Origin of the sequence: Mesorhizobium sp. M0601 (assembly GCF_040320845.1) — a bacterium.
Classification (GTDB): domain Bacteria; phylum Pseudomonadota; class Alphaproteobacteria; order Rhizobiales; family Rhizobiaceae; genus Mesorhizobium.
Genome location: NZ_JAMYQK010000042.1, coordinates 1 through 17,994 on the forward strand (window position 1 = coordinate 1; position 17,994 = coordinate 17,994).

General features: G+C 60.9%; 20 protein-coding genes. 16 read left to right on the forward strand and 4 right to left on the reverse strand.

Features of this window, described 5'->3' with window-relative positions:
- On the forward strand, positions 1 to 1,121 hold a 1,121-nt coding region (locus NKI41_RS27165), incomplete at its 5' end, for a porin (RefSeq protein WP_352685883.1).
- Positions 1,122 to 1,281: 160 nt separating this feature from the next.
- Here NKI41_RS27165 and NKI41_RS27170 read toward each other — a convergent pair.
- Together NKI41_RS27170 and NKI41_RS27175 are read right to left on the reverse strand one after the other, a co-directional pair.
- The gene (locus NKI41_RS27170; protein WP_352685885.1) at positions 1,282 to 2,934 is read right to left on the reverse strand and encodes a tetratricopeptide repeat-containing sulfotransferase family protein; all 1,653 of its coding nucleotides are present in this window, start codon (positions 2,932 to 2,934) and stop codon (positions 1,282 to 1,284) included.
- 80 nt (positions 2,935 to 3,014) lie between these two features.
- The gene (locus tag NKI41_RS27175) at positions 3,015 to 4,667 is read right to left on the reverse strand and encodes a tetratricopeptide repeat-containing sulfotransferase family protein (protein WP_352685886.1); all 1,653 of its coding nucleotides are present in this window, start codon (positions 4,665 to 4,667) and stop codon (positions 3,015 to 3,017) included.
- Between the two features lie 119 nt (positions 4,668 to 4,786).
- On the opposite strand from NKI41_RS27175, the gene NKI41_RS27180 reads away from it, so the two are divergent.
- From NKI41_RS27180 to NKI41_RS27235, 12 genes are all read left to right on the forward strand, one after another.
- Positions 4,787 to 5,899 carry a pyridoxal phosphate-dependent aminotransferase gene (locus NKI41_RS27180; RefSeq protein WP_352685888.1) on the forward strand — a complete coding sequence of 371 codons (1,113 nt, stop codon included), beginning with the start codon at positions 4,787 to 4,789 and terminating at the stop codon, positions 5,897 to 5,899.
- A 90-nt stretch (positions 5,900 to 5,989) separates the two neighbouring features.
- Positions 5,990 to 6,268: an acylphosphatase gene (locus tag NKI41_RS27185; RefSeq protein ID WP_352501806.1), complete on the forward strand. Its 279-nt coding sequence runs from the start codon at positions 5,990 to 5,992 to the stop codon at positions 6,266 to 6,268.
- 145 nt (positions 6,269 to 6,413) lie between these two features.
- Positions 6,414 to 7,076 (forward strand): TetR/AcrR family transcriptional regulator, encoded by a 663-nt coding sequence (locus NKI41_RS27190; protein ID WP_352540763.1) that lies wholly within the window; start codon positions 6,414 to 6,416, stop codon positions 7,074 to 7,076.
- Positions 7,077 to 7,123: 47 nt separating this feature from the next.
- Positions 7,124 to 8,287, forward strand: a complete 1,164-nt coding sequence (locus tag NKI41_RS27195) for an isovaleryl-CoA dehydrogenase (protein WP_352685890.1) — start codon at positions 7,124 to 7,126, stop codon at positions 8,285 to 8,287.
- 82 nt (positions 8,288 to 8,369) lie between these two features.
- On the forward strand, positions 8,370 to 8,762 hold the full coding sequence (locus NKI41_RS27200) for an AbrB/MazE/SpoVT family DNA-binding domain-containing protein (RefSeq protein WP_352540761.1): 393 nt from the start codon (positions 8,370 to 8,372) through the stop codon (positions 8,760 to 8,762).
- Entirely contained in the window at positions 8,759 to 9,142 is a 384-nt protein-coding gene (locus NKI41_RS27205) for a type II toxin-antitoxin system VapC family toxin (protein ID WP_023677795.1), read from the forward strand. Before NKI41_RS27200 ends, NKI41_RS27205 begins: the two co-directional genes overlap by 4 nt.
- A gap of 4 nt (positions 9,143 to 9,146) precedes the next feature.
- A complete protein-coding gene (locus NKI41_RS27210) occupies positions 9,147 to 10,754 on the forward strand; it encodes a carboxyl transferase domain-containing protein (protein ID WP_352540760.1) in 1,608 nt (535 codons plus the stop codon).
- Position 10,755: 1 nt separating this feature from the next.
- On the forward strand, positions 10,756 to 11,286 hold the full coding sequence (locus NKI41_RS27215) for an O-acetyl-ADP-ribose deacetylase (protein WP_352540759.1): 531 nt from the start codon (positions 10,756 to 10,758) through the stop codon (positions 11,284 to 11,286).
- A 116-nt stretch (positions 11,287 to 11,402) separates the two neighbouring features.
- Positions 11,403 to 11,777 (forward strand): hypothetical protein, encoded by a 375-nt coding sequence (locus NKI41_RS27220; protein WP_352685914.1) that lies wholly within the window; start codon positions 11,403 to 11,405, stop codon positions 11,775 to 11,777.
- 29 nt (positions 11,778 to 11,806) lie between these two features.
- Positions 11,807 to 12,187, forward strand: a complete 381-nt coding sequence (locus tag NKI41_RS27225) for a hypothetical protein (protein WP_245274740.1) — start codon at positions 11,807 to 11,809, stop codon at positions 12,185 to 12,187.
- Positions 12,188 to 12,217: 30 nt separating this feature from the next.
- The gene (locus NKI41_RS27230; protein WP_352685892.1) at positions 12,218 to 12,604 is read left to right on the forward strand and encodes a hypothetical protein; all 387 of its coding nucleotides are present in this window, start codon (positions 12,218 to 12,220) and stop codon (positions 12,602 to 12,604) included.
- Between the two features lie 111 nt (positions 12,605 to 12,715).
- Positions 12,716 to 14,704 (forward strand): acetyl/propionyl/methylcrotonyl-CoA carboxylase subunit alpha, encoded by a 1,989-nt coding sequence (locus NKI41_RS27235; RefSeq protein WP_352685894.1) that lies wholly within the window; start codon positions 12,716 to 12,718, stop codon positions 14,702 to 14,704.
- A gap of 98 nt (positions 14,705 to 14,802) precedes the next feature.
- Here the strand turns inward: NKI41_RS27235 and NKI41_RS27240 are convergent, their stop codons facing one another.
- Together NKI41_RS27240 and NKI41_RS27245 are read right to left on the reverse strand one after the other, a co-directional pair.
- Positions 14,803 to 15,924 (reverse strand): branched-chain amino acid ABC transporter substrate-binding protein, encoded by a 1,122-nt coding sequence (locus NKI41_RS27240; protein WP_352471026.1) that lies wholly within the window; start codon positions 15,922 to 15,924, stop codon positions 14,803 to 14,805.
- Between the two features lie 388 nt (positions 15,925 to 16,312).
- Positions 16,313 to 16,579: an SEL1-like repeat protein gene (locus NKI41_RS27245; RefSeq protein ID WP_010915070.1), complete on the reverse strand. Its 267-nt coding sequence runs from the start codon at positions 16,577 to 16,579 to the stop codon at positions 16,313 to 16,315.
- A gap of 459 nt (positions 16,580 to 17,038) precedes the next feature.
- Between NKI41_RS27245 and NKI41_RS27250 the strand changes: the two genes are divergently transcribed.
- The 3 genes from NKI41_RS27250 (at position 17,039) to NKI41_RS27260 (ending at position 17,982) form a co-directional block, all read left to right on the forward strand.
- Positions 17,039 to 17,383, forward strand: a complete 345-nt coding sequence (locus tag NKI41_RS27250; RefSeq protein WP_352645826.1) for a DUF2147 domain-containing protein — start codon at positions 17,039 to 17,041, stop codon at positions 17,381 to 17,383.
- Between the two features lie 210 nt (positions 17,384 to 17,593).
- Positions 17,594 to 17,746, forward strand: a complete 153-nt coding sequence (locus NKI41_RS27255) for a hypothetical protein (protein ID WP_023677802.1) — start codon at positions 17,594 to 17,596, stop codon at positions 17,744 to 17,746.
- A 41-nt stretch (positions 17,747 to 17,787) separates the two neighbouring features.
- On the forward strand, positions 17,788 to 17,982 hold the full coding sequence (locus NKI41_RS27260) for a hypothetical protein (RefSeq protein ID WP_352454349.1): 195 nt from the start codon (positions 17,788 to 17,790) through the stop codon (positions 17,980 to 17,982).
- Positions 17,983 to 17,994 lie beyond the last annotated feature (12 nt).

Below are 17,994 nucleotides of genomic sequence, written 5' to 3' on the forward strand. Positions count from 1 at the left end.
CTGCGGCACTGATCGCAGTTTCCGGTGCGCGCGCCGCCGACGCCGTCGTCGTCGCCGAGCCGGAACCCGCTGAATACGTCAAGATTTGCGACGTCTACGGCGCCGGCTACTTCTACATCCCCGGCACCGAGACCTGCCTGCGCATCGGCGGCTACGTCCGCTATGACATCGGCATCGGTGACGTCGGCTCATTTGACGGTGCAAAGACTACCGATCAGCAGGACGGCGACTCGCAGGATACCTACTACAAGCACGCCCGCTTCACGCTCAAGACCTGGACCGGCCAGGAAACCGAGCTCGGCACCTTGAAGACCTACACCGAGACACGCTTCAACTGGGGTAACCACAACGATTACCTTGATGACAACTTCAATGGCGGTACGAGCGTTTCGCTGAACTTTGCCTGGGTCCAGCTCGGTGGTTTGCGCGTCGGTAAGGACGAATCGGCGTTCGATACCTTCATCGGCTACGCCGGCAACGTCATCCAGGATACGCTGGTCCCCTACGGCGGCTTCGACACCAACGTCGTCCAGTATTACTTCGATGCCGGAAACGGCTTCTCGGCCGTGGCTTCGTTGGAAACCGGTTCGGGCAGTGCCGCCGCTGATCCTGGCATTTTCCAAGACAGCAACAGCGGCAATGATTCCATCGACAGCTATGTCCCGTATGTTGTCGGCGGTATCAAATACACGCAGGGCTGGGGCTCGATCACCGGTGTCGCCGCCTATGACAGCACCTGGGAAGAGTGGGCCGGTAAGGTTCGCGTCGACGTTACGCCGATACAGAACCTGACACTGTTCATCATGGCCGGCTACGGCTCTGACGACAACATCGACCGCAACTTCTACAAGCAGTGGGGCGGCAACTGGGCAGTCTGGGGTGGTGGCACCTACACCATCAACGAGAAGACCTCGTTCAATCTCCAGGCCTCGGCTGACGATGACAAAAACTACGGCGTCGCTGCGAACATTGCCTACGATATCGTTCCCGGTCTCACGATCACTGCCGAAGTCGATTGGGCCCGCGACGGTCAGTTTGACAAAGCCTACGATCGCAACTGGACCAATGCCGACGACAAGGACAGCGTCGGCGGCATGCTCCGCTTCCAGCGCTCATTCTAACAGTCCGAGCTAGATTGAGATTGAACCCGGCGGGCAACCGCCGGGTTTTCGTATCGAGGCGACTCCACTACCAGCCGCGTGAGCCGCACGCTGGAAATCAGCCGTAAGCCTGCGCGGTTCAGATATCACGATCCACGCAATGTGGACCGCCAACTCCAAATCAAATCTCGGCGAGATCGCCAAGCGACTGGATCAGCGGCTGGATCGTACTCTCATATTTTTTCCAGCGCTTGACCGATGATGTATAGATCGGCTGCCGGACCTGCCAGCGGCTGGGGGTATTGACCGACCCGCTCCTCTCGAAAAAGCGCAGGCAGGATTCGTCCCAAGGCAAGCCGAGATGATCGATGAGACGGCGCGACTGTGTCTCCTGATCCGTAACCAGCGTCTCGTAGCGGCTTTCGAAAATACGTCCGGGAAAAACCTTGTTCCAATGCCGCATCAAGCGATCATATTCGCGGTAGTATAGGCCGAGTGTCTCAAGGTCGGCGTTGTAGCCGTGGTCCTTGGTGAAATGCAGGACGAAGCAGGACACGCAATTGTCGATGGCATCGCGGCGGCAATGAATGATACGCGCGTTGGGAAAAAGAATTCCAATCACGCCGATAAACTCGAAATTGTGCGGCATCTTGTCAACGATGCGGAGCGCGCCAGGCGCGTGCTGGCGCAGATAGGACAGGTATTCTTCGGCCAGCGCCCTCGACTGATCCCTCGTCATCGACATGATCGAATTGCGCAGGTCCTCATCCGACAGTGTTCTAAAGCCCATCGAGTTCGCGATTCGCCGCAGCTTCGTAAGCTCCCCGGCGCCATGGACATCCGGATGGCTCGCGCAGATCTGCTCGGTCAGCGTCGTCCCCGACCGGGGCATGCCCAGCACAAATACAGGCACTTCAGACGGACTGCCGTGGCCAGCCTTGGCTTCCAATAGTGACGGGCTGAATATCTCGATCATGGAATCGACGCTTCGGCGGTAGTACTCCAGGTCGAAATCGTGACCAGCCGCCTTTTTCGCCCTCTTGAAGTGATCCATCGCCTCTTCATAGCGCTGAAGATCGTTCAGCACTTTGCCTGCCGCGTGATGGAGCTGCGATGCAGCAACCGGTTCGAGCCTGGGATTGGACAGTTCGCGCAGGATAGAATCGAGCTCGGCAGGTTTTTCGGTGAACTTTTGCGTGTCGACCAGGTAATTGTAGGCTGCCCCAACATCGACGCGACGTTCTATTGCCTGATCGAGATAGGCTCTGGCTTCGTCCATGCGGCCGAGGCTGGTGAGCGCACCAGCCAGACCAATCCGGACCATGGGATGGTCGCCGTTGATCTTTAGCGCCTTCTCGTAAAGGGGCAAAGCCATCTCGGCCTTGTCGAAGTTGACGTAGGCACGCGCCAGTCCGCAAAGCGCTTCCACCAGGTCGGGCTTCAATTCGCAGGCGCGCTGCAGGTGCCTGATCGCAAGCAAGCTGTCGCCAAGCTTCAGACCGGCCTCTCCCAGGCTAAGGTGGAAATATGGATTCTGAGGCGTCTGGCTTACTGCCCGCGCAAAATATTTGAGAGCCAACTCGTCGTCGATACCGAGCCCCAACGTGCCGAGGATGTAGAGCGAAAGCGGGTGGTTGGGCGTGCGGGCGAGAACGCGATGGCATAATTCCTCCGCCTCCGGGAGCCGCTTGGCTTGCTGAAGTTCGAGCGCCTGTCGCAGCAGCATGTCGTCAGCTTGCGCGCGCGAGGGCGATTTCACTTTCGACGGCTGCAGTTTCGGCGCCGAACGGGACTTTATGTGTTTGGACCAAGCGGGCGGCAGTCGGTTGCTCATCATGTCTCGCTAGCAAAATGGTCCGGGAGAATCCAGCCTGGCCTGAAGGGCTGGCATATCCTGTCGGGCGCCCTCCTTGTTCAAAGTTCAGCTAGGTCGCCCAAGGCGTCGATCAGCGGCTGGATCTTGCCCTCATAATTTTTCCAGCGCTTGACAGATGACCTGTAGATCGGCTGCCGGACTTGCCAGCGACTGGCCGTGTTGACCGATCCGCCCTTCTCGAAGAAGCGCAGGCAGGCATCGTCCCAGGGCAATCCAAGATAATCGATCAGACGGCGCGATTGTGCCTCCTGATCCGCAACCAGCGTCTCGTAGCGATTTTCGAAGATGCGTTCTGGAAAAACCTTGTCCCAATGCCGCATCAGACGATCGTATTCACGGTAGTACAGCCCGAGCGTCTGCAGGTCGGCGATGTAGCTGTGTCCCTTGGAGAAATTCTGGAAAAAACACGAGAGGCAATTGTCGATGGCGTCGCGGCGACAGTGAATAATCCGCGCGTTGGGAAAGAGAAGGCCTATGAGGCCTATCAGTTCGAAATTCCGGGGCATCTTGTCGACTATGCGACGTGCGGTCGGCGCACGCTCACGAAGGTAGGACAGGTGCTCCTCGGCCAGGATTTTGGACAGGTCAGGGGTGATCGGCACCATCGATTGGCCCAAAGCCCGTGCCGAAAGCCTGGTGAGGCCGGTAGCATTTGCGGCTCGCCTTAGCTTTTTAAGTTCTCCTGCGCCGTGAACATCCGGGTGGCTCGCGCAAATCTGCTCGGTCAGGGTGGTCCCCGACCGGGGCATTCCCAATACAAACACGGGCAATTCCGATGGGCTTCCATGGCCCGCGTTGGCAGCCACCATGTCCGGGTTGAAGAGCTCGATCGTAGAGTCGACCCAGCGGCGATAGGCTTCCAGATCAAACCTATAGCCTGCGGCCTGCTTGCCTTTCTTGAAATGATCTATCGCGTCTTCGTAACGCCCAAGGTCGTTCAGCACCTTGCCGGCTGCGTGATGAAGTCTCATCGCACTTTCGGGGTCAAGCTTTGGGTAGCCCAGTTCGCGCAGGATGGACTTAAGTTCGGCCGGCTCTTCGGTGAATTTGCGCGTATGCACAAGCTCGTTATAGGCAGCGGGCATCGCGATGCGACGTTCGATCGCTTCTTTCAGATAGACTTCGGCTTCGTCCACGCGACCGAGACCGGCGAGTGCGCTGGCCAGTCCTGTCCGAACGCGAGGATGATCGCGGTTGATCTTGAGCGCTTTCTCGTAAAGCGGCAGAGCCATGTCAGCCTTGTCGAATTCGACGTAAGCGCGTCCCAACGCGCAAAGCGCTTCCAGCAAATCCGGCTTCAACTTCAAGGCCTGCTGGATATGCGTGATTGCGGGCGAATATTCGCTGACCTTCAGATAGGTTTCACCCAGACTAAGGTGGTAATATGGGTTTCGAGGCTCCTCGCCGACGGCTAACGCCAAATATCGCAATGCAATTTCATCGTCGAGCCCGATGAATAGCGTGCCCATGATATACAATGCCAAGGGATGGTTGGGCGTGCGCTCCAGCACGCGACGGCACAGTTCCTTAGCCTCGGCCAACCGCTTGGCCTGCTGAAAGTCATATGCCTGTTTCAGCAGCATGTCGTCGGCCTGCGCCCGCGACAATGGTTTGGCTTTCGGCGGTTCCACGTTCGGCGCCGGGCGGGACTTTATGTGCTTGGACCAAGCGGGTGGCAGTCGGTTGCTCATCATGTCTCGCTAGCAAAATGATCCGGGAGAATCCAGCCTGACGTTCCTGCCTGCCGCGGAACTTGCGCAGGCCAAGCCGGCAGGCTAGCAAGAAGGCCCCCTTTCGAACGAGCCCTATCATGCGCCTGCGCCCTCCCCTTACGCCGCTCATCGACGCGCTTCCCTCCACGGTGCCGTTTGTCGGCCCGGAGGCGCAGGAGCGTGATCGCGGCCGCGCCTTTCGCGCCCGCATCGGCGCCAATGAGAGCAGTTTTGGCCCTTCCCCGCGCGTCATTGCCCGCATGGCTGAGATTGCCGGCGACATGTGGATGTATTGCGACCCCGATAATCACGATTTGAAGGTAGCTGCCGCCAGGCATCTCGGCGTCGGCGCCGAAAACGTCGTCATCGGCGAAGGCATAGACGGGCTGCTCAGCCTGGTGGCGCGCATGTATGTGGCGCCCGGCGACGCGGTGGTGACCTCGCGCGGCGCCTATCCGACCTTCAACTTTCATGTTGCCGGCGTCGGCGGCCGGCTGGTCGCAGTGCCCTACCAGAACGATCGGGAAAACCTCGACGGCCTGCTGGCGGCAGTGGCCAAGGAAAAGGCGCCACTGGTCTACCTGTCCAATCCGGACAATCCGATGGGCAGTTGGTGGGAAGCCGCCGAGCTCAGCCGCTTCATCGAAGCCTTGCCGGAGACCACGATGCTGGTACTCGACGAAGCCTATGGCGAATTAGGGCCAGCCTCAGCGCTGCCACCGATCGATATGGCGCGGCCGAACGTCATCCGCATGCGCACCTTCTCCAAGGCCTATGGGCTGGCCGGCATACGCTGCGGCTATGCGGTGGCCGAGGCCCAGGTGATTCGGGACTTCGACAAGATCCGCAACCACTATGGCGTCAGCCGCATGGCGCAGATCGCCGGTGTCGAGGCGCTTGCCGATCAGGCCTGGCTGGAGAGCGTGGTGGCGCGGGTCGCCGCCGGCCGTCGACGCATTGCCGCAATAGCCGAAGCGAACGGGCTGAAGCCGCTGGCTTCGGCGACCAATTTCGTCACCATCGACTGCGGCCGCGACGGCGCTTTCGCACTAAAAGTGCTGCAGGCGCTGTTGTCACGCGACGTCTTCATCCGCAAGCCGATGGTGCCGGTTCTCGACCGCTGCATCCGGGTCAGTGTCGGCCTCGACCACGAACTCGACATCTTTGCCGAGGAACTGCCTGGCGCGCTGGCGGCAGCGCGGGGGAACTGAAGAGCCTTCGCCCTATGTGGCTGACCGGCGGCAACGCGGTTGAATTTGCACGGCGATGCGCCAGACTCGACTCAGAGGATGGAGAGCGTGATGACCGACCGGACTGTGCAGGTACGCATTTACGGCAAGGTGCAAGGCGTCAGCTACCGGGTTTGGGCGCGGCGCGAGGCGTCGGCGCTTGGCCTTGCCGGGTGGGTGCGCAACGAAGTTGACGGCTCGGTGACAGCCTTGATTGCGGGGACCGGTGCGGCGGTCTCGACAATGATCGAACGGCTTTGGCAAGGGCCGCCAGGGGCAGCGGTTTCGAAGGTCGATGTCGAAGAGATCGAGGCTCGCGACACGTCGGCCGATTTCAGGATTGTTGCCTAGCAAGGCATGGTCCTGCTCATTCGCTTCCATCGCACAAAGTTCTCGAGGGTGCAGATAGAGCAAATCTGAAGCCATTGCCCTGCTCGGACGCGCCTCTTGAATTAATTGAACGTTTGTTTTATTTTTCGCGAAAAGGCGGCTTGTCATGGCGCGTACGACCGGTTCCGACGGAGAGAAGACCGAAGCTGCGGTCCGCGAGGCGGCAGTCAGCCTGATTGCGCGTCTCGGCTACGAGGCGATGTCGATGCGCCAGCTGGCGGCCGAGGTCGGCGTCCAGGCAGCGGCGCTGTACCGCTACTTCCCGACCAAGCAGGACCTTCTGTTCATGCTGATGCGTGAGCATATGGAAGGCTTGATCGAGGCGTGGCGCGCAACACGCCCTGTCGGCGCTGATCCGGCAGCGCGGCTTGCCGCTTATGTCGAAAACCACATCGCTTTCCATATCGAACGCCGCCACTCCACCCATGTCTCGAACATGGAGCTGCGCAGCCTGTCGCATGAAAAACTCACGCAGATCCTGCGCATGCGCACGGCCTACGAGAAGGAGCTGCGCGCCATCCTGCGCGACGGCGTCGAAGCGGGGTTATTCAGCATCGAAGACACCGGGCTCACCGCCATGGCGCTGATCCAGATGATGACCGGCGTCATCGTCTGGTTCCGGCCGGGCGAACGGCTGTCGATCGCCGAAGTCACCGCTACATATCTAGCAATGACAATGCGCCTTGTTGGAGCAAAGAGCGATGGCGCGTCAACGAGCTACGACGCCGCGCCTCTATTCGGGCGCGCAAAGGACGCTCTAGCAACTTGATTTCGCGCATGATCCCGATTTCGGGATCGTGCGCCGGGAGGAACGGCATGTACACGCATACGCTCAACTTCGGGCTTGACGAAGACATCGAGGCGCTGCGCGACCTGGTGCGGCGCTTCGCCCAGGAAAAGATCGCACCGATCGCCGCCGAGATCGACCGCTCGAACGAATTCCCGGCACATCTGTGGGCGGAGCTCGGCGGGCTCGGCCTGCTCGGCATCACCGCCGATCCCGATTTCGGCGGCACCGGCATGGGCTACCTCGCCCATGTCGTGGCCATGGAGGAGATTTCGCGCGCCTCGGCCTCGGTCGGCCTCTCCTACGGCGCCCATTCCAACCTCTGCGTCAACCAGATCAACCGCTGGGCAACGCAGGCGCAGAAGGAAAAGTATCTGCCATCGCTCTGCAGCGGCGAAAAGGTCGGCGCACTGGCGATGTCGGAATCGGGTGCCGGCTCCGATGTCGTGTCGCTGCGTCTGCGCGCCGAAAAGCGCAACGACCGCTATGTGCTCAACGGCACCAAGATGTGGATCACCAACGGGCCGGATGCCGAGACGCTGGTCGTCTACGCCAAGACCGATCCGGAACTCAATTCGCGCGGCATCACCGCCTTCATCGTCGAAAAAGCCTTTGCCGGTTTTTCGGTGGCGCAAAAGCTCGACAAGCTCGGCATGCGCGGCTCGAACACCGGTGAGTTGGTGTTCGAGAATGTCGAAGTGCCATTCGACAATGTGCTGCACGAGGAAGGGCGCGGCGTCGAGGTGTTGATGTCGGGCCTCGACTACGAACGCGCCGTGCTGGCCGGCGGGCCGGTCGGGCTGATGGCAGCGTGCCTCGACGTGGCGATACCTTACGTGCATGAACGCAGGCAGTTCGGTCAGCCGATCGGCGAATTCCAGCTGGTGCAAGGCAAACTCGCCGACATGTATGCGACGATGAACGCGGCGCGCGCCTACGTCTATGCCGTAGCCGCCGCCTGCGATCGCGGTGAGACGGCCCGCAAGGATGCTGCCGGCTGTATTCTCTTCGCCGCCGAAAAGGCAACGCTGATGGCGCTCGACGCCATCCAGCTTTTGGGCGGCAACGGCTACATCAACGACTACCCGACCGGCCGGCTTTTGCGCGACGCCAAGCTCTACGAGATCGGCGCCGGCACCAGCGAAATCCGTCGCTGGCTGATCGGACGAGAAATCATGGCGGAGGGCGCCTGATGGCGTCTTTTTGAGATTTTGCCAGAAGCCGCACGATGTGGCATACATGGGGTAATGTGCCACAATCCAGGCGAGACGGACCATGGCTGGCAGAACGGGAAAGTCCGGATTTGACGAAGACCCGCAAGCACGGTTCGATGCCGGCGCTCGCAAAGCGCCGTTTCGGCTTCCGGCGAAACGCGAGCGTGTCAAGCTTGGCGAGGGCGGGCGCTTCGTCATCCCTGCCGCGATGCGCGAGCAGATGGGCGTGAAGCCTGGCGAGGATATGATCCTGCATGTCGAGAACGGCGAGCTGCGGGTAAGATCGTGGCTGCAGAATCTGCGACGCGTCCAGGCCGAATTGTCAGCGTTGAAACAGCCCGGTGAAAGCGTCGTCGACGAATTTCTGAAAGAGCGACGGGAAGAGCAGCGTCGAAGCGACAAGCGTCTCGACCGTCTTCACGCCGAAGGGACGACGGGAAAGCGGACGAAATGAAGCCCTATGTCATGGACAGTTCGGCGGCGCTCGCAATCCTGCTCAACGAGCAAGGCACCGATAATGCTTTGGGGTTCGCGCCGGATGCACAATGCAGTTCGGTCAATGCGGCCGAAATCATCGCCAAACTGATCGACAAGGGACGCAGCATGGAACAGGCTGCGGACGACCTCGCCAGTCTCGGCATGCCGATCGCCGTTTTCGACGACGCGATGGGCATCGCCGCCGGGCAGCTTCGCCAATTGACGCGGCATCGCGGCTTGTCGCTGGGCGATCGGGCTTGCCTGGCGCTGGCAATTCGCGAGAATGCCATTGCCGTCACCGCTGATCGCGATTGGGGCGACCTCGATGTCGGCTGCAAGATCGAGTTGATCCGGTAGCGCCATGGCCCCCCTCACCTCGCAGATGTCGCCCGCCTCCGATATTTTCCGCGCCAATGCCGAGCGCATGCGGGCGCTGGTCGCCGATATTGCTGAAAAAGCCGCCGCCATCGAGGGCGGTGGCGCGGAAGAGGCGCGTGAGCGGCACGTCTCCCGCGGCAAGCTCCTGCCGCGGCAACGCCTTGCCCAATTGCTCGATACAGGCTCGCCCTTCCTCGAAATCGGCCAGTTCGCGGCATGGTCGATGTATGGCGAGGACATCCCTTCGGCCGGCCTCATCGCCGGCATCGGCCGCGTCGAAGGCACCGAAGTGATGGTCGTCGTCAATGACGCCACGGTGAAGGGCGGTACCTATTATCCACTGACGGTGAAGAAGCATCTGCGTGCACAGGAGATCGCATTGCAGAACAATCTGCCTTGCGTCTATCTGGTCGACAGCGGCGGCGCCAATCTGCCCAACCAGGACGAGGTGTTTCCCGACCGCGATCATTTCGGCCGCATCTTCTACAACCAGGCCAACATGTCGGCCGCCGGCATTCCGCAGATCGCCTGCGTCATGGGTTCGTGCACGGCCGGCGGCGCTTATGTGCCTGCGATGTCGGACGAGACAATCATGGTGCGCAACCAGGCAACCATCTTTCTCGGCGGGCCGCCACTGGTGAAGGCGGCCACCGGCGAGGACGTCACCGCCGAGGACCTCGGTGGCGCCGACGTGCACACAAGGCTTTCCGGCGTTGCCGACCACTATGCGCTCGACGACGAGCATGCGCTGGCCATATGCCGGCGTATCGTCAAAAACCTGAATCGGAACAAAAATGTAAGCTTGGCCTTGCAGAAATCGATTCCGCCGCTTCACGATCCACATGAACTCTACGGCATCGTGCCGACGGATCTGCGCCAGCCCTACGACGTGCGCGAGGTAATCGCCCGCACCGTCGACGGCTCCGAGTTCGATGAGTTCAAGCAGAATTATGGCACCACGCTGGTCACCGGTTTTGCCCATCTCAGCGGCATGCCGGTCGGCATCGTCGCCAACAATGGCGTGCTGTTTTCGGAAAGCGCGCTGAAGGGCGCGCATTTCATCGAGCTGTGCTGCCAGCGCAAGATCCCGCTGATTTTCCTGCAGAACATCACCGGCTTCATGGTCGGGCGAAAATACGAGGCCGGCGGCATCGCCAAGGACGGCGCCAAGCTGGTCATGGCGGTCGCAACGGCCAAGGTGCCGAAGGTGACCGTGATCATCGGCGGCTCGTTCGGTGCCGGCAATTACGGCATGTGCGGACGCGCCTATTCGCCACGCTTCCTGTGGATGTGGCCGAATGCCCGCATTTCGGTGATGGGCGGCGAGCAGGCGGCAACGGTGCTGGCCGTGGTCAAGCGCGAAGGCATCGAGCGCAAGGGCGGGGAATGGAGCGCTGAGGAGGAAGCGAAATTCAAGAAGCCGATCCTGATGAAGTACGAGCACGAGGGACACCCGCTCTATTCGTCGGCAAGGCTCTGGGACGACGGCATCATCGACCCGGCCAAGACCCGCGAGGTGCTGGCGCTCAGCCTTTCGGCCGCGCTCAACGCCGAGATCGAGGAGACAAAATTCGGCGTGTTCAGGATGTGAGATGAGCGAAATCGGCCAGAGGATTCGCATTCAAACCGGCGACATCACGAAGCTGGCGGTCGATGCCATCGTCAACGCCGCCAACACCTCGCTTCTCGGCGGCGGTGGCGTGGACGGCGCTATCCACCGCGCCGCCGGCCCCGAGCTTGTGGCAGAATGCCGGACCTTGCATGGCTGCAAGGTCGGAGACGCAAAAATCACCAAGGGCTACAGGCTGCCCGCGCGCTACGTCATTCATACGGTCGGGCCGGTCTGGCAAGGCGGCAGCAAAGGAGAAGCCGAACTGCTCGCCTCCTGCTATCGCCGGTCGCTCGAAATCGCCGCCGCAAAGGACTGCCGGACGGTGGCGTTTCCTGCGATCTCGACCGGGGCCTACCGCTATCCGAAGGATCAGGCGACGCAAATTGCTGTCGGGACCGTGAGCGCCTTCATCGGCCAGAACATCGTTCCGGAAACCGTCATTTTCTGCTGCTTCGACGAGCCGACGGCCGAATTGTATCAGCGGGTCGTTGCTGCACTCGGCAGGGTGTGACCCTGCGCGGGAGACAACCCCACCACATCTCCAGACTATTTTTTGCTTCTCGATCTGGCCAGACGAAAGAATCACGGCTATTGATCATCGCAAATACCAATGGGGATTGGGCGAAGATGAGGCGGCAGGTTTTTCAGAGAACAACTGCGCATATACTTGCGGCGTTGCTTATATTAGCGACGCCTGGCATCGGCGCAGCGGAGTCGCTGGCGGGAAGCAAGGGCGAGACCCGTTTCTATCCCTATTTGCCGCAGAGCCCGAAGGATCCGTGTACCAGGGCCTACAAGGCCTATGTAGCGGCCGGCGGCCATTCAGCCTATGCAACCACTCCGTATTCCCGGGTGCGTTTTCTGTACATCATCTGCGGCTCGCGCTTGAATGCACCGTCACAGCAAGCTGCCGAAGAATTGGCGTTGAAATCCTGTCAGGCCGCCCGCAACAGTTACAGAGTTACAACAGGCGGCGGCTGCGAAATCGCTGCCTCCAAGTAGGCGAATATATTTCAGTGTTTGGGGTTCAAATGGGTTTGGCAATGAAATCTTTATCAATCAAGCGAGCCACCATGTCGGTACTTGCACTGCTTGTGGCCTCTGCACCGAATGTCGGCGCCGCCGAATCGCTGGCGGGAAGCAAGGGCGACAGCCGTTTTCCGGTCTATTTTGCACCGGGTACAATCGGAGGCTGCGGCAAGAATTACAAGGACTATGTGGCGGCTGGCGGTCACTCGGCCTATGCGATGACGCCATTCAACTGGGCAACCGAATTCACTATTTGCGGTGCTTATCTGAATGCAACATCCCAGAAGGCTGCGGAGGCGCTGGCGTTGAAATCCTGCCAGTCCGCGCGCAGCAAGTACAAGGTCACGACTGCAGGGGCCTGCGCCATAGCTGCCTCCAAATAGACCGACACTCGTCGGCCTTCGACGTATTCAATGGGTGGGAAAATGAAATCTATAAGCGTTAAACAAGCAGTCTTCTCGCTGATAACCGGGTTGCTTCTAATTTCGAGCCCCAATGTCGGCGCGGCGGAATCGCTGGCTGGAAGCAAGGGCGACGTCCGCTTCTACCCGTATTTTCCGGCGACCGCGGATCGGCCATGCACCAAGGCATATAAGGCCTATGTGGCGGCCAGCGGCCATTCAGCTTATGCGACCACTCCGTATTCCCGGGTGCGTTCGTTGTACATCCTGTGCGGCTCGCGCTTGAATGCGCCCTCGCAAAAGGCTGCCGAGGATATGGCGATGAAATCCTGCCAGGTCACCCGCGACCGTTACAGGGTCACGACCGGGGGAGCTTGCGAAATCGCGGCCTCAAAGTAGGCAGGCCTCGCTTGCCTATCCTTTGAGCGCCAGACTACAAAGCAGGGCATTGCCGCAGTTCGCGTGACGAGAATTCGCGCCGTTGGCGGCAGCTCTGCCTGCGGAGGCCCGATGTTCGCCAAGATCCTGATCGCCAACCGTGGCGAGATCGCCTGCCGGGTGATCCGCTCGGCACGCAGGATGGGTGTGCGCAGCATCGCCGTCTATTCCGACGCCGACGCTCACGCCCTGCATGTCGAAATGGCCGACGAAGCGGTGCATATCGGCGCCTCTCCCGCCAACGAAAGCTATCTGCGCGGCGACAAGATCATCGCGGCGGCCTTGGCCACAGGTGCCGAGGCCATCCATCCGGGCTACGGCTTTCTTTCGGAAAACCCCGATTTCGTCGACCAGGTGGTCGCGGCGGGGCTGATCTTCATTGGGCCGTCGGCGGCCTCGATCCGTGCCATGGGACTGAAGGACGCGGCCAAGCGGCTGATGGAAAAGGCCGGCGTGCCTGTCGTTCCGGGCTATCATGGCGAAGCGCAGGAGATCGTGTTGCTCGCCTCCAAGGCGCGCGAGATAGGCTACCCCGTACTGATCAAGGCGCGCGCCGGCGGCGGCGGCAAAGGCATGCGGCGCGTCGAGCATCCCGATGATTTTTCGGAAGCACTGTCGGGCGCGCGGCGCGAGGCGAAAGCCGCGTTCGGTGACGACCGCGTCTTGGTGGAAAAATATGTCGACAAGCCGCGCCACATCGAAGTGCAGGTGTTTGGTGACAATTTCGGCAACGCCGTGCATCTTCACGAACGCGACTGCTCGGCGCAGCGCCGCCACCAGAAGGTGATCGAGGAGGCGCCTGCCCCGGGCATGACGCCGGCACTGCGCAAGGCGATGACGGAGGCGGCGGTGAAAGCCGCCAAGGCAATCCACTATTCCGGCGCCGGCACCATCGAGTTCATCGTCGATGCCTCGCAAGGTCTGAAGGCCGACCGTTTCTGGTTCATGGAAATGAACACCCGTCTGCAGGTCGAGCACCCCGTCACCGAAATGGTTACCGGCATCGACCTGGTCGAGTGGCAGTTGCGGGTAGCCGCCGGCGAAAAACTGCCGAAGACCCAGAGCGAGATCGCGCTCTCCGGCCACGCCTTCGAGGCGCGCATCTATGCCGAGGACGCGGCAAGAGGGTTTTTGCCGGCGACCGGCACCTTGCACCATCTGAAATTTCCGCAGCCGGCACCGGAGGGTGCGACCATGCGCGTCGAAACCGGTGTGCGCGCTGGCGATGCGATTTCGCCGTTTTACGATCCGATGATCGCCAAGCTGGTCATCCACGGCAAGGACAGACGGGCGGCGCTCACGGCACTTGGCGCAGCGCTGTCGCAGACCGAAATCGCCGGCTCGACGGTCAACACTGCCTTTCTTGCCGCGCTGGCCGCTGATGCGGATTTTGCGGCGGGCGATGTCGATACCGGCTTGATCGCCAGGCACCAGCAGGCGTTGACGGCGGTTCCGCCGCCGAGCGGTGAGACGATTGCCGCCGCGGCACTTGCCGCGTCCGGTGCGCGCGACTTGCCGTCCTCGGACGATCCCTGGTCGTCACTGGCCGGCTATGCGCATTTCCACGCTGTAGCGCGGAGCACCCTGCTGAAGTTTGGCGAGCAGGAGATCGGCGCGCGCGTGTCGGTGCGGCCGGACGGGCGGTTCGAGGTGGCGCTGGATGCGCCCTATGACAGCGTCAATTCGCGGGATCTCCGCGCGGCGCCTCGCCTCGCCCGCTGGCCGGGCCACGTCACGGTCTTCGATGGCGCCATCGGCTACGGTTTTGCCGTGCCGGATCCGCTGGCCCGAGCCGACGAAGCCGCCGCCGCTTCCGTCAGCCTGCGCGCTCCAATGCCCGGCCTGGTCAAATTGGTGCGTGCAGGCAAAGGCGAGTCCGTGATCAAGGGCCAGCCGCTGCTGATCCTGGAGGCGATGAAGATGGAGCACACCATTGCCGCGCCCCATGACGGGGTTATCGCCGAGATTGCTGCCGAAGGCGCGCAGGTAACCGACGGCACCGTGCTGGTTCGCTTTGTCGAGGAACCTCAGTTGACTGCTGTTTCCCTATCCACGAAGTGATCTCGAACGCGTGACAAAGGCGTCGCCAAAAAAATGTGGCCGGGTTTGACCCCCGGCCATGTTCGATTACAGCAGCGCGTCTTGCGGCGCCGCGGCCATCACGGTTGGATCGGCGCGTATTTGCCGTCATGCCACTGGTTGATGTCGTAGCTCGCGTTCTTGAGGTCGCCCTTCTCGTCGAAGGTGACCGAGCCGACAACCGTGCTGATCGGCTGGCCGTTCTTTAACGCTTCGGCGACTTTTGCCGGATCGTCGCTGCCGGCGCGTTTGATGCCTTCGGCGAAGGCCTGGATCACCGCATAGGAAAACAGCGTGAAGCCCTCAGGCACGAAGCCGCCGGCCTTGATCTTGGCGATGGCCTCCTTGGCTTCGGGCTTCGCCTGCGGATTCGATGGGAAGACGAACATGGTGCCTTCGCCGGCCGGACCGGCAACCTGCCAGAATTCCGGCGAAGCGATCGAGTCCGGCATGATCAACTGGAACTTGAGGTTCTGCTCCGCCGACTGGCGCAGGATCAGGCCGGCTTCGGGGTGATAGCCGCCGAAATAGACGACGTCGGCTTTCAGCTCCTTGAGCTTGGTAACAAGAGCGGAATAGTCCTTCTCGCCAGCGTTGATGCCCTCGTAGAGGATTTCATTGAGACCGTTCTGGTTCATCGTTGCCTTGACGGCATCGGCCACGCCCTGCCCATAGGCGCTCTTGTCGTGCAGGATGACGACTTTCTTGCCGGCATATTTCTTGGCGATCCAGGGACCGATGAAAGCGCCCTGCGCATCGTCGCGCGTGTAGAGGCGCATGATCGTCGGCCAGCCGGCTTTCGCCGCTGCATCGGTCAACACCGGGTTCGAGGAAGCCGGACTCATCATCAGCGCACCGGCTTCGGCGTAGACAGCGGAGGCCGGGATGCTGGAGCCCGAGCAGGCGTGGCCATCGATGAACTTGACACCGTTGGCGATGATGCGGTTGGCGACCGAAACCGCCTGCTTCGGATCGCACTGGTCATCCTCGATGTCGAGCTTGATCTGGCGGCCGTCGACGCCGCCCGCCGCGTTGATCGCGTCGGCGGCGGCTTGCGCGCCTTGCTTAAACTGATCGCCGATGTTGGCAAGCTGACCGGTCATCGGTCCGACCACCGAAAAGGTGATGTCATCGGCGAAGGCGACCGGCGCGGTCATCATCAGGCCAAATATGGCTGCGCTGAAAATACTGAATTTCTTCATGGTGACACAACTCCTCCACTCTCGCGCGACCATCCCGGCCGCGCCTCTTCCAGAATGGCGGGAGAATTTCATCCTTCACCGGAGCTGTCTAGACGCATCGTCGGCGCTCGATTGGGCCTGTAATGCGCTGTTCCAAAGACAAAGCCGCGCCAGCCTTGTTCCGGCCGGTCGCAGCTTTTCTCATCGAGTTCCCGAGGTATCCCCCAGGATCCGCTCGCCTTCCCTGTTTGTACGGTTTATGGCGCGGCTCGTCCGCCGTGTTCTTGATCTTGTTGGCCCGGCCGTCTTGCGCGGCCTTGATTTTTCGGGCCCGGCCCTCTGCGCGGCCTTGACCCGAAGCGTCCCTGTCGTGAGGTCAGTACCCCTTGTGAGGTCGATGCCGGCGAATTCAGTGCATCGTCATCCATTCGCGAGCTTCGCGCAGCGCCTTGGCGATCTCGACCTTCGACATGGCGGCAGACAATTCGGAGCGCAGTTCCGCGGCGCGGGCCGAACCCTTGATCGCGGCGATGTTGAACCATTTGTGGGCGGCGACGACGTCGGTCTCGCAATCGCGGCCAGTCGCATACATCATGCCCAACTCGAAAAGAATATCGGCCTGGGCGGTTGCCCCCATGGCGCCGAAGCCGGCTTCAAGCATTTCAAAACGTGCCATTTCAAATCCCCTGTTCTGGCTCCCGAGAGCTGTCTCCGTATGTCCCTCGGTGTCCTTGATTACCGTCGGGGGCGGCCGCTCTTTCGATGCTTTCGAGAATGCCCCGGAGGCTTGAATCCGTCGTTAAATGGCGTGCTTAATTTGAGGAAAACAAAGCTAAAACAAGAGGTAAACACGAAAATTCGTTAAGGATACAAAGCCAGCAATCGCGCCGGTTTGCACAAGATTTGAAGAAAACTTGCGAGGCGCGGATCAAGACTCCGCTAACCACAGAAGACAAAGACGTGTGCGGCCCGTTTCATTTTTCGCCGGCGCGGCCGTTCGGGAGCGGGCAAAAACCCGCAACCCTTCCGTGGCGGCACCGCTTTTGTTTTTCCGGGAGCTGGACTAGCTTACGTTTGCGTAAGGGGCAGACACCCGGGACGGAGCCCGATTGGACTTACCTGAGGGAGGAAAGACATGTTTCGACAAGTGAGCCTGGCCCTCGCGGCCGCAATAATGATGACCGGCGCGGCATGGGCCGATCCGATCGAAGGCAATTGGAAAACGCAAGCCGGATCGACTGCCGCCATTTCGGGTGGCGGCGGGGCATTTTCGATTACGCTCAAATCCGGCAAATTTGCCGGCAAGAACATCGGTTCACTGAAGATTGCCGGCGACAACAAATATGCCGGCACGATAACCGACCCGGAAACCGACAAGACCTATTCGGGCAAGGCTTCGCTTTCCGGCAGTTCTCTCAAGATGAGCGGCTGCGTGCTCGGCGGGCTGATCTGCAAGAGCCAGACCTGGCACAAGCTCTGATCGTGCCCTTCCTGCCGGGGTGAGCGGGGCCAGTCGGCCCCGTTTTCATGTTATCGGTCTCGCAGCCATGGTGTCGCCATGGGTCGCTGCACTCACAGCGGACCCTCTCAGAGATCATCAACCATTTTTGAACCGCAGATGAACGCCGGGATCAGAGCCGGTTCAGCCGGGGCAAGGCATTGTCATGCGTGTTGAAGGAGACACCGCGCAATGCTTGCCCGCCGCTTCACCATCGTCTGCCTGCTGATGAGTCTGTTCGGCATGTTGTTCGCCGTCCTTGTCGCCGAAGCCGGCCGGCCGTCCCGCTCCTGGGACGTCGCCAGTTCCTGCCGACTCGGTTGCTTGAACCATCTTCACCACTGAAACGACAAAGAGCTGAACCTTTAGAGAAAAGCAAAACGCCAATGAACCGCCTCGCCGCCAACACCCTCAAGACGCTTCGGCTGCTGCCGCGCGCGGCGCTCATCCTGACTGTTCTTTCGGTACCGGTACTGGCCGTGCCGACGATGCGCACCAATGCCGGCTCGACGATCGAAGCGCCTGCGTTGAGGAAGTCAGGCCTCGGCTTTGTGCTGCTGGTTAGCCTGCAGCGCGGTTAGCAGACCGAAAAA